The 12132-nt window shown below is 40.8% G+C and carries 9 protein-coding genes, 1 pseudogene and 1 riboswitch; of the genes and pseudogenes, 6 read left to right on the plus strand and 4 right to left on the minus strand.

Annotation, left to right across the window (positions count from 1 at the left end; all coding sequences use genetic code 11):
* Positions 1 to 17: 17 nt before the first annotated feature.
* From ACDQ55_RS11380 to ACDQ55_RS11395, 4 genes are all read right to left on the minus strand, one after another.
* A complete protein-coding gene (locus ACDQ55_RS11380; protein WP_420981514.1) occupies positions 18 to 1169 on the minus strand; it encodes a YncE family protein in 1152 nt (383 codons plus the stop codon).
* 10 nt (positions 1170 to 1179) lie between these two features.
* The gene (locus ACDQ55_RS11385) at positions 1180 to 3198 is read right to left on the minus strand and encodes a TonB-dependent receptor plug domain-containing protein (RefSeq protein ID WP_420981515.1); all 2019 of its coding nucleotides are present in this window, start codon (positions 3196 to 3198) and stop codon (positions 1180 to 1182) included.
* Positions 3199 to 3311: 113 nt separating this feature from the next.
* A riboswitch (cobalamin riboswitch) is annotated at positions 3312 to 3521 on the minus strand.
* A gap of 130 nt (positions 3522 to 3651) precedes the next feature.
* Positions 3652 to 4389, minus strand: a complete 738-nt coding sequence (locus ACDQ55_RS11390) for an SDR family oxidoreductase (protein ID WP_420981516.1) — start codon at positions 4387 to 4389, stop codon at positions 3652 to 3654.
* Positions 4390 to 4438: 49 nt separating this feature from the next.
* Positions 4439 to 5023: a TetR/AcrR family transcriptional regulator gene (locus ACDQ55_RS11395; protein ID WP_420981517.1), complete on the minus strand. Its 585-nt coding sequence runs from the start codon at positions 5021 to 5023 to the stop codon at positions 4439 to 4441.
* A gap of 226 nt (positions 5024 to 5249) precedes the next feature.
* On the opposite strand from ACDQ55_RS11395, the gene ACDQ55_RS11400 reads away from it, so the two are divergent.
* The 6 genes and pseudogenes from ACDQ55_RS11400 to ACDQ55_RS11425 all read left to right on the plus strand — a co-directional run bounded on the left by ACDQ55_RS11400 (position 5250) and on the right by ACDQ55_RS11425 (position 11929).
* Complete coding sequence (locus tag ACDQ55_RS11400) at positions 5250 to 6593, plus strand: MATE family efflux transporter (protein WP_420981518.1); 1344 nt, start codon at positions 5250 to 5252, stop codon at positions 6591 to 6593.
* A gap of 438 nt (positions 6594 to 7031) precedes the next feature.
* A pseudogene (locus ACDQ55_RS11405) lies at positions 7032 to 7574 on the plus strand (IS256 family transposase); the annotation flags it as partial.
* 507 nt (positions 7575 to 8081) lie between these two features.
* Positions 8082 to 8321 (plus strand): HTH domain-containing protein, encoded by a 240-nt coding sequence (locus ACDQ55_RS11410; protein ID WP_420981519.1) that lies wholly within the window; start codon positions 8082 to 8084, stop codon positions 8319 to 8321.
* A 338-nt stretch (positions 8322 to 8659) separates the two neighbouring features.
* Entirely contained in the window at positions 8660 to 9946 is a 1287-nt protein-coding gene (locus ACDQ55_RS11415) for a hypothetical protein (RefSeq protein ID WP_420981520.1), read from the plus strand.
* A complete protein-coding gene (locus ACDQ55_RS11420) occupies positions 9943 to 11454 on the plus strand; it encodes a hypothetical protein (protein ID WP_420981521.1) in 1512 nt (503 codons plus the stop codon). Before ACDQ55_RS11415 ends, ACDQ55_RS11420 begins: the two co-directional genes overlap by 4 nt.
* A gap of 91 nt (positions 11455 to 11545) precedes the next feature.
* On the plus strand, positions 11546 to 11929 hold the full coding sequence (locus tag ACDQ55_RS11425) for a LytR/AlgR family response regulator transcription factor (RefSeq protein WP_420981522.1): 384 nt from the start codon (positions 11546 to 11548) through the stop codon (positions 11927 to 11929).
* Positions 11930 to 12132: the final 203 nt, after the last annotated feature.

Below are 12132 nucleotides of genomic sequence, written 5' to 3' on the forward strand. Positions count from 1 at the left end.
CTGTGTTTAGGTGTGAACTATTTATTGCCGGAAACAAAAACGATATGCGCCGGAATTTCTCCGGTAGCAACCGACCATTTTTTTATACCTGTTTTGTCAAAGCAGAACAAGGTACCAGAGGATACATAATCCCTGGCGTCTGTTACAAATATTTCCTTGGTGGCGGGATTTACTGCAATGCCATAAGGCATTTTGATGGATCGTTCTGTGCCATCTGTGATGAAGTTGGTATTTAAAACCGTTTGGGTGTTTACATTGATCATGTTGTAAGAGATCTTCCAGGTATTGGTGGTATAGTTAAACTGTGAGCCATATACGTAGGCAGTATCGCCAGAGATGCAAATATTGCTGGCGGCAACGCCAAACTTCCTGGTAACCTGGTCTGTTTTGGTATCAATTACGTATAAGTCGGATGGAACGCTATAATAGTCGCCCCGGGAAGTAACATAGATATTGCCGTGATCATCGGCTTTCAGGCGGTCGAGGTTAATGGCCACGTTAATTTTTTTGATTTCGGTAAATGTGTTCAGGTCTATTACCGAAACTGTACTATCGTAATTGGGCACCCGGTATCCCCCTGAATTGGCCACGTACAGGCGATCGCCTACTACGGCCATTTCTTCCGGCTGATAGCCAACATTTACTTTGCGTGTAATTTGTAAAGTGGCAGTATCTATTTCTGCTACAAAGCCAATAGGTGATTTAGGATCTATTTTTACTGGGCCTGCGTAAGAACTAATATAGCCTTTACCGTTAGCGAAGGTAATGTAACGGCAATTGAGGATGTTGATCTGCTGGATACGTTTGGTAGTAGCTGCCTCCATTACTTCTACTTTGTTGGATACGTTGATCACGGCGTATAGTTTAGTTCCATATACCTGTATATCGTTGCCTACATCGCCGAGGTCTTTCACGGCGGTAGGATTGGAGGTGCCATAAATATTTTTGCTGTAGGTGCCGGTGGTATAATCGTAGTAATCCAGCGAAGCTTTATTGCTGCCCATATTCCCTTCATTTAACAGGTAAATGCCATTGTAGGGCGCATGCGGATTAGCAGTATCCACAGGGGTAACCACCGGCGGCACAATCTTATCTCCTTTCCTGCAACCGGTTATCAGCAAGAGCGCCAGCAGGAAGGAGGCTCCTATTATCTTTAATGGTTTCATCATACTTACACTGTTAAATATTTATCATAAATACCAATTTATAATTCCGGCCAGGCATCGGATAACTTTGCACTACTTCGTAGTATTGATTAAAAAAGTTATTCACCTGTGCTGTAACATGAAAGTTGGTATGTTTATAATGAAAGCGTTTACCCAGGGAAAAATCACTGGTGTACCAGGGTTCTACGTAATTAACCGGCGTGTTCTCTTTACCGTTATACCTCTCACCAGTATATATGAAACTGTAATTCGCTTCCCACTGTTTATAATCGGCGCCAAGTATCAACGAGCCACTATGGCGCGGGATATAAACGATCTGGTCGCCGTAGTAGCTGTCGGAAGGATCTGTGAAATCCTGCGCGCGTTGGAACGTATAGGTTAGCTTGCTGGTAAATCTTACTGCCTTTATTAGCCATACTGCTTTTGCTTTTGCATCTATTCCTTTGATCTTTACAAAGCCCAGGTTTTCCATCTTCCATTTGAACATGCTTTGGCCGGGAACAGCTACTATTTTATTGGTGACGGCATTGTAATAAGCATCTGCTTCAATGCCGGTTTCCTGTAACCATCTACCGGTGAAGGTTTTGGTCCAGGTAATCCCAAGATCGTATTGCGTGGCAAATTCGGGTTTCAGGAAAGTGTTGCCAATATCAGTATAATATAGATCATTGAAAGTAGGCATGCGGAATATCCTTTTATAAAATCCCTTCAGCCTGAAATCGGGTGTGGGGAAAGGTTGCCAGGAAACGTATGCAGCTGGTGTATATTTCCGTTGTGGGGCGAAGCCTGCATTCTTTTTCACATTTTCATTCAGGATAGTGGCCAGCATACTTGCTTCTGCACTGAATCGCTTGAAGTAAACGGAAGTGGCGGCGGCTACCAGCGTGGTATAACGGGTAGGGTAGGAGAAGTTGACCAGGTCTGCCTCCAATTTATTCCACTGGAAGTCGCCGGAAAGGCCCAGGGTCCACCAGTCTGTGAGCGTAAACTGATTGGCGACAGACATATAAGCTTCGCGTTGATGAAAGTGATTGTCTACATATAATTGTGCTGTATCGGGTGCCAGGTAACGCGTATAGTCGTAGGCGTATTTTCCGTTCAGCATCAGGCTATAGCGTTTGTCGATGTCTTTACGGAAAGCAGATTGCACAAAGAAATTGCGGTCCCATTGGCGGTCGATGTGGCCGAATACGTTGTTTACGATAAACCCTGGTAATCCCCTTTCGGAAGTATAGTAATAAACTTTGGTGTTCCATTCACCACCATTCATAATGCCGTTAACAGCGCCTTCTATGCGTATAGCGTTAATGTCTCCGTTTTTGCGCCAGGCAGTGGTATCGTTGGCGATCTTGCCGGTGCTATCGAGTTTGGTGTAACGGAACTTATATCTGCCGGTGGCATTGGTCCATTCGGTGCTGAAAGTAGTGGATACTTTATCATTAATTTTTTGCTGCCATAATAGGGAAGGGTTGAACAAGCCGAAGGAGCCGGTTTTAATAGTGCCTCTCAGGTGTGTTTGTTCTCCAGGTGTAAATCTTGGTTTGATAGTGGAGAGGTAGATAGCTCCTGCTGAGGCAAAGTCTTTGGCAGGTTGGAAGATATTACTTTTTTGACCGTTGTAAAGGGTAATTTCCTCCATGTTATCGAGTGAGAACTTGCCCAGGTCTACCTGTCCGTTTTGTGCATTGCCTAATTGTATGCCATCGTAGAAAACGCCGGTTTGATTGGTGCCGAGGCTGCGTACATCCACCGTTTTAAGGCCGCCTACGCCGCCATAATCTTTTATTTGCACGCCAGCGAAGAAGCGGATAGCATCCGCTACAGAATTGCTGTTCAGCCTTTCCAGGTCTTTGGCAGATAATTTTTGTCCCGGGCTTACTTCTTTGCCAGTACGGGGCGCTGTCACGGATACTTCTTTAAGTGCTTTGGTGGTGATACTGTCGGACTGTTGTGCGGTGGCAGAACGGGTCATACAGGTGATCATTGCCAGCATTAAGTATGCCAGTGTACAGGTAGTTTCAAGGAAACGCATATTTTCTAACCTGTTAATATTACATCAACAGCTTCCGACAACTAAAAATAGGAAAGTGCCAAAATGCGGAAACCGCAGATTGAAAGTAATCCTAAGCTTCATTCCACGAAAGCTCAAAAATTGAAAGGTATGGCAGGTATTCTGACTTATCTCTGCTTACGGCGGCCTTCCCATTCATAGCGAACAGTGACCAGATGTATTGCCGTAGCATATTGTATGAGACTTACAGCAGCGGGACTGTCTGGGATTTACACCCATGTTCCCTTTTAATCATTCCACACCAAGGCAAGGGTGTAGAACAAACCATGACGACGCAAAAGTAAGGTATTATTTTGTGGATACAAAAACAAGGGCTTAGTGATCCATTACTACTACATGGCCTGTTGTTTTCTTTTTGTTGGAAGCGATGAGCAGTAGTGGTAGAGTTGCCAGGAATATAAGGCCACCAAAGAATTATCTGCCATTGTTAATGGCCTGCAGGGCAGCAGCAGGGGAATCTGAGCGCATCAGTTGATAGAGTTGGGCTGTGCCGCCTACATGGATCTCGTATTCATTTTTTTCCAGTGCCAGGAGGAATTCCGTGGCTACCTGCTGCGGTGGGATGCCTTTACTGCCGCCAATTTCCTGGGAGAATGCGGTATTTACCAGGGGAGGCATCAACTCAAAAACATGTATAGGCGCTACCGTTAGCCTTAGCGATTGGGTGTAGGAATGAAGGGCTGCCTTGCTGGCAGCATAGGTAGGAGCGCCGGCAAAGGGGGCGAAGGCAAGCACAGAGGAAACATTTACAATAGCAGCTTCCGGCTGTTGGTTTAATTGGGGCAGCAACCTTTCCGTCAGATGTATTACAGACAGGTAGTTAGTCAGCATTTCATCTGCTGCTTTTTCAAAGGCCTGGGCTTTGTCTGTTAACCGGTAGGCATATGCCTTTCCGGCGTTGTTGATGAGTATGTTCAGCGTTGGGAAATCCCTTTCCAGGATCTGTATCAGGTTGGTAACGTCTTTGTCTTTTGTTACATCGCAAGCGATGGCGTTGATACCAGGAATAGCGGCGGCTGCCTGTTCCAGCCTTTCTTTATCCCTGCCGGTGATAATTACCCGGTTGCCTTGTTGGGATAATATCCTGGCTAGTTCCAGTCCGATGCCTGCGCTGCCGCCAGTGATCAATATGGTATTGTTGGATGTTTTCATGATATTTATTTTATACCGATTGGTATATTTGTGAAGAAAAAATAGTTCCTTAGAGTGTATTGATTAATTTTTCGACAGACTGCATGATAGCATTCCGGTAATGCATTTTGCCGGTTAGTTTGGCAATCATGATGCAGCCTTCAATGGTGGCAATCATAGTAAGGGCGATTTGTTCAGCGTTTGTTTTTTTGCTGAATTCGCCGTTAAGAATGCCTTTTTCTATGATAGCGATAATCCGGTCTTTCCAAGCCATTACAGCGTCAGCTGCTCTTTTTTTAAGGGCCGGATGGGTGTCGTCTGCTTCGGTAGCTGTATTCAGCATCGGGCAGCCTCCAGCGGGGAAAGGGTGTTTAAGGAAATTCTCATATACATGCACATATACCAGCAGCTTGTCCCGGTAAGTGTCTTTCTTATCCATTTCCTGTTGGATGATATGAGTCACCTTTTTCAGGTTATAATCGAAAGCAGCCAGGGCTACTTCATCTTTATTGGCGAAGTTGCCATAGATACTGCCTTTGGTTAAACCGGTTGCATTGGTTATATCTGTCAGAGAAGTGCCGGAATAACCTTTCTCATTAAATACCGGAGCAGTCATTTCCACGATAAACAGTTTAGTTTTTTCTGCTTTGCTCATTTCCCGTGATTTGATACCGCAAAAATATACCATTTGGTATAAAAATGAAAAAATATTTTGAGAATGTAGCATCATATAAAGCAGTGGGATGCGTACAGTACGTTTCTGTTGGTGGCAGCCAGCGTTGCCTGCTTTAAACCGCTTTATGTCCGGCTCCTTATCCTTCCACTGTTGTACTTATTGCGTGAGGCAGATATTTGCAGGTTATAAGAAATAGCTGAATTTTATGTTTTCCGATAAAACTATATTACGTGCCTTGTTAAAACTGGCTCTTCCTACCATGGGCGTACAGCTTCTGCAAACTGGATATCAACTTACAGATGCTTACTGGGTGGGTCGGTTAGGAGCCAATGCAGTAGCGGCGGTGGCTGTAAATTTTCCGGTCAACTTTTTATTTCTTTCATTGGGCTCCGGCTTTGCCGTGGCGGGTTCTATATTAGTAGCCCAAAATGTGGGAGCAGGGAAACGGCAAATGGTAGACCATGTGACCACCCAAACTTTTACGATGATCGTATTGGTTTCCTTGTTGCTCACAGTGGTTTCCTGCTGTTTATCTGCGCCTATTCTCTCTCTTTTAGGTGTAAGTGCCACTATTTTTCCGGATGCCCTGTTGTTTTTAAGGATTACGTTATTAGGGATTCCGCTTACTTTTATTTTCATCTTATTCCAATCAGTAATGAGAGGCGTAGGGAAAGTAAGCGTGCCGTTGGTGATTAATGTAATCACAGTGGTATTGAATTTTTTGTTAGATCCATTATTTATCTATGGCTGGGGGCCTATAGCGGCGCACGGCGTAGCAGGAGCTGCTATAGCAACCCTGATTACACAGTTATTGTCTGCTATTGCTGGCGTATACTTGCTCCTGGATGGGAAACAAGGAATCAAACTTAAATGGCGAGAGCTGGCGCCCGACTGGCCGCTGATCCGCAAGGCATTCAAGTTGGGTTTACCCTCCTCTGTGGAGCTGTCTGTAAGGTCGTTGGGATTAAACGTAATGGTTTTATTGGTTACCGGATATGGTACTGCTATATTGGCGGTATATGGCATAGGGGTAAGACTGCTGACCTTAATAGTGATCCCGGCAATGGGCATGTCTATGGCCAGTTCTACACTGGTAGGGCAGAGTATTGGCGCTAACCTTCCGGAGCGGGCAGAAAAAATATCCAGGTTGGCATTGATGATCACTTTTATATTCCTCTCGGGAATAGGTATCCTGTGTTACATATTTGCCCCCATTGTGGTTGGCTTTTTTGTAAAAGGAAATGAATACGTAATGCAGGAAGCAGTAGCGTATATACATGTTGGCGCTTTGTTCTTTGGTTTTTTAGGATTGCAACAAGTACTGGGTGGTATATTTAAAGGCGCCGGAGATACGGTTAAGAGTATGTTGTTGAGTATCATCAACGGATGGGTCATTCAATTTCCCGCTGCGTTGGTCTTGTCGCGGTTATTTCATTTTGGATACCTGGGCGTATGGATGGCCTCTCCCTTATCGAACGTGTTCACTGCTATGATTGCTTTATACTGGTACCAGAAAGGCCGTTGGAAGAGTAAAAGGCTGGTATTGTAAATGATAAAGTTGTACTTTGTGTAGCCTAGCAGCGTTATTATGCTATTGCCCTTTTGATAGAGATGGTTAACTGGCCTTTTAGCAGAGGCCAAGTGGATAGATACTATAAGAGTAGATGGGATCACTTTTTCGTCGGACAGGTGGATGTTAACTTCCGGGCAAGGATGGAGTGTTAATTTGCCACTGAAAAAGAGTTTTACACGTCTAAAAAAACAATGAAGAAAAAATTGCATTATTTATTGTTGCAGGCGTTACTGCAATGTTTTCTTTTTATCAAGCCAAGGCTGATATTGAAACAAGAGATGGTAGCATTCAGGATTAACTGTAATTCTCTGTTGATAGTTTAACAGAAGAGGGATGAAATAATAGTAACCGGCCATTATTTATTTCTTGATTTTTACAAAAAAATATCCATAAGAATTTACAATTGAACTTTACTTACAACAAAGGGGCGTGTCTGATATATTGATAGCTTGTATCGATAACCTAAAAGGCTTGGCAGAGGCGATTTCCAGTATTTATCCCAAAACAGAAGTCCAAAGTTGTGTAGTTCATCAGATTCGTAACTCTTTAAAATATGTAGCCAGTAAAGATCAAAAGGCTTTTATGGCTGATCTTAAACCCGTTTATCAGGCTATTACCAGAGAGGAAGCTGGTGACAAGCTGGCGACTCTTGATGATAAATGGGGTAAAAAGTATCCTATTGTTATTGATTCCTGGCAACGCAACTGGTCGAAGCTTAGTACTTATTTTGATTATTCTGAGGCCATACGAAGATTAATCTACACAGCAAATACCATTGAAGGCTTCCACCGGCAAATCTGCAAAGTCACTAAAACTAAAGGTGCTTTTACATCGGATATGGCATTGCTAAAGTTAATCTACCTGGCAACTCAGAACATCCAGGAAAAATGGACACAACCGCTCCACAACTGGAGTTTGACGGTATCTCAATTATCTATTAGATTTGGTGATCGACTGAAACTAAATCTCATTATCAAACGATGTTTTTTTCAGAATCTGTTACGCTTTTCAACAGTACCAGAAAAATATCGTTTAATAATGAGATCAGTTTAATAATGCATAAGTTATTTTGACAAAGTTTATTTTACACTCCCCAAAGATGGAAATTTAGTTAAAGCGATTGAAAATTTAGAATGGTTAAATTGCTATATCCCTAATCGTTTTAGCGTAAAATTCGACTTATTAACTTATATATAAAACAAGGCAATCTTACTAAGGCAAAAGAGGTGGCTACTGTTATTCTTCATATGCCTGTTAAGGTTCCCTCCTATGAAGTAGACTTTATTAAAAATGACCCCCAAAAAATTATACTGACGTGATAATTTTTCCTCTCATTGTTTTCCTGTTTGTTAACAATTGGGCACTAGAATAGTTGTTGTGATTTATTGTGATTTATTTCATCTATAATGTTTATTTTGTAATAAGTCTGATCCAGTAATTCCCAACCAAAATTTAAAATAGGTTATGCCCAAACATTATTTCAATAGATTGGAAAAAATAGATAGCCTCATACGGATTAAAGGCATTGGTACTCCTCAAAATCTCTCTAATAGATTAGGTATTAGTAAAAGAACTGTTTACGAGTACCTTGATATTTTAAAATCCCTTGGAGCCGGTATCCAATATTGTAAAGAGCGTAGATCTTACGAGGAGGATGGATGTTTTGATTTTCGTTTCAGAAGAAGTAATAAATTTACTGTATAACCATTTGCTAAATTGTTTTTTTTAGAAGTATAACCATTTATTTTTCATTTGTAAGAATAAATAAGACCGGACTGTAGCTAATGAGTTGATCAAGTGTTGCCGTTACATGGTTGCCAACCGGATATTTGAACAATCCCAAGCCTTTTATGAGTAATAATATTACCACGCTCTTGTTTTTGATTAGCTGTCTGGGTACAGTTGGTTGCAAACAAAATACTCCTGTTACAAAAGAAGTACTAAAGCAGTATTACAAAGACGATATATTAAAGCAACAGGCAGCAACCTTCCTGTTGGAGAATATAACAGATCACCACACGATCACCTATCGTTGGGAAGATATGCAACATAAAGATCAAACGATTTTCCTTGCCTCTTATGCGGGGCCGAAGTTGGATTATCAATTAATGGACAGTATGGGTGTTACGTTAAAGCAGGATACCATTAGCGATAATGTGCAGGTGGACCTTGAAAGGTTGGAAGCATACGTTAACAATGCAATGGAATCTAAGAAGATATGTCCGGTTAAAGTGCCAATAAGGTTTAATGATTTTTGCGAATTTGTACTGCCCTATCGTATAGGAACGGAAAATTTAATGGACTGGCAGTCTTATTTCAGGAACCATTATTTACCATTGCTAAAGGCCAATTTTGGTGATTCGCTTACAGTAAAAAGATTTATCACTTATATTAATAACGAAACAGAGGGTTGGTTTACACCTTCTCCTACCAACGCGATTGCCCCAGCAGCAACTCTGGATATGAAAATGATTATAAACATAAAGTATGCCTGGAGTTGTGTTGACCGTGCGGTATTAAAAATTTTTATTGCCAGGTCTTTAGGTATTCCTACTGCTTATGAGTTTATTCCAATATTTGCGAAATTTAACGGATGGCATGTAGAACCGGCATTGCTGCATGAAAATGGAAAATACTATCCCTGTACCAGTGATGAAGACCATTTTAAATATCAGATAGCCAAAATGTATCGCACCACTTTCTCAAAACAGGTTAATCAATTTCAGAAAATTATAGAGATGGGTGAGCAGGCGTCTGATGTCCCTGTTTATTTTGATGATAACCATCGCGTTGATATTACTGAAGAAAGAACGCCAGTATCAGATATAGTGCTAAAAGCACCAGATACTACCTGTAACGTGTATTATTTATGTATTTATAATGATGGGGAATGGAAGCCAGTGGCATGGACATCCCGGAAAGAGAAAGAGCATCTGCTTATATTTAAAAACATGGGTAGAAAAATACTGTACCATCTTTTGACCATACATGATGGTGTATATACGCTTCACCAGGCGCCATTTACACTGGATACGCTTGGAATAGTACATTATCTCAATCATCCATCTATGGTAAAAGAGACCATAGCGATTCGTCAATATGATAGAAACATAAATATTGTTAAAGGAGAATTATACATACTTAGCCAATGGAATGAGCAAAAGCAATTATGGGAAACAATTGGGAGTTATACAGGCGGTGAAAAATGGTTGGATATTGATAGTGGTTTATTTTCCGGAAAGTTATACCGGCTACTCCCGTCGGAGGAGTCTATATCTCCTGTCAGACCATTTACGCTAAACGATAAAGGTAATCAGATATGGTGGTGAAACAGAAAATAATGAATGCTAATCATATTATTTATATCCTGGCACTAAGTGCCCTGCTGTATGGATGCGGAAGGATTACCCGCGATAATATGAAGGTGCCTCCGGCATTATACACGTTGGCCGCCACCAATAAGGAAATAGCAGAAATGATCAGGTACAGTAAAAAAATTGCCGATCCGGAAAAGAGCATATTAGCGGTACAACTATTGGAACAAGTAAATGAGGGGTATGCATTAACGCTTAATACGCCTATAAGTGATCGGCGTATATTATTGCCGGAGCCACCAGCTGATATTCCGCTATCGGTTATTAAAATGGATACTATATGGGATAGAGATGTAATGACAGCTGATTATTTTATCAGGAACCTTGAGCTCTCTTATTATACACGGAAAAACTATCCCTGGACGGTCAAATTATCACTCGATGATTTTTGCCGTTATGTTTTGCCATATCGGGCTTCTACGGAACCATTGAGTGAATGGAAACAATTTTTCCATGATAAATACAATGCTTTTATTCGGCAGATACCTCACGCCAATATGGATTCCCTTAGAGATATTGTTAGTTATGTAGATGGAGAGATTATAGGCTGGAAAAACAAATTTACGATTCAAAACATTGTTTGGCAAAGTAGTTCGCTGGACAGTATAAAAAAACAGGCCGCATTAACAGATGCAGAAGATCTTGCCGTAATTAAACTAAATGCCTTGAGAGCTGTAGGGATTGCCAGCAGTATGGAAGTGATCCCCTGTATAAGAGGGAAGGGAGAAAGTGCTTTTTTTGTATTTAAATATCCTTCCAGTGAAGTTTTTCAGTTATTTAACCGGTACCAGCAGATTTACTATGCCAGGGTACCTAAGGTATGGAGGAAAGCTATAGCAAAGGATGGTGGATTCAATCCGGTTTTTACACTCTCGCAGGAGCGAGGGTCAATGGATGATATTCCCTTGGTGCTTAATCTGCCAGGTTATATCGATGTTACTTGTGAAAGAACGTCTACCTCCGATTTGATCGTACCTAGCCCCGACAGTAGTGATGCTTGTGGTAAAAAGATGTATATCACCACTTATGATCTGGGTGCCTGGCGCATTGTTGATATAGGACTGCGGAAAGGTAAAGAGGTGATATTTTCCCAGATGGGTCATGATATTATATATCATCTGGCCTATTATGAAAACAAATCCATTCAACTTATAGGTTCTCCTTTTCTTTTTGATGGGCAAGGAAAGGTGATCGCTATTTCCCAGGATCATGAACTTATTCCATTGATGAAAGTGACTGAATGTAACCAATGGAAAAATATTATGCCAGATAGTACATATACCTGTTTTTATTGGCATACCCAAAAACATAAGTGGATGAAAAATAATATCATAAAAGCCGGAGATAATTTTCTGGAGATACGGCAAATGCCTTACAACACGCTTTATAAAATAGAGACATCCAATAAAAATGAATCAGTGCATTTTTTCCAGTTTAAAAATAACAAACAAATATGGAATTAATATTCATGTTGCATCACTTCCGGCAATATTATTAACCAAGACGGCAGCTGCATATAATACTATTTAACCGCTATCATCTAACTACTTAACTATGAATATAGATAGTTTACCAATTAAAAATTCAGTACGAATGTTGCCTGGAAAAATTTTGGTACCTGATCAAAACATGATTTATATAGTATCCCATACTTCAATTTTATTCTTCAAATCAGATAATTATTATTCTCATGTTTATTTATCGGATGGAAGAAATTACTTGCTGGTAAAAACCCTTTCAAAAGTTGAAAAAGAAATACAGGAAGGATCTTTTATAAGAATTAGTCAATCTTTTCTGGTAAATATCAATTTTATTACCAGTATTGATAAAAAGAAAAAAGTAATCTGCTTGTCGGATCAGCATTTACTTCCATTTACGGTACCTGTAAAGAAACTAACGGAGCTTATTCTGAATACAAATGTGTCTTTATTGAAATAGCGGTTAATGCTTTATTCTTCTTAACTAGTACAAAGAAAGGGGGAAGTAGATTTATTGGGGGAGCATAACACTGGAGACAAAATATATTAACGCTTTATAGAAGAAAAGAAGTGATTTTGCAAAAAATTATATGAAAAGCAGGCTGTCTGTTTGAACAGCCTACTTTGAGCAGTTTATCGCTTTGGCTGACATTGGGAGTAGAA

Origin of the sequence: Chitinophaga sp. 30R24, assembly GCF_049056765.1 — a bacterium.
In the GTDB taxonomy this organism is placed as follows: domain Bacteria; phylum Bacteroidota; class Bacteroidia; order Chitinophagales; family Chitinophagaceae; genus Chitinophaga.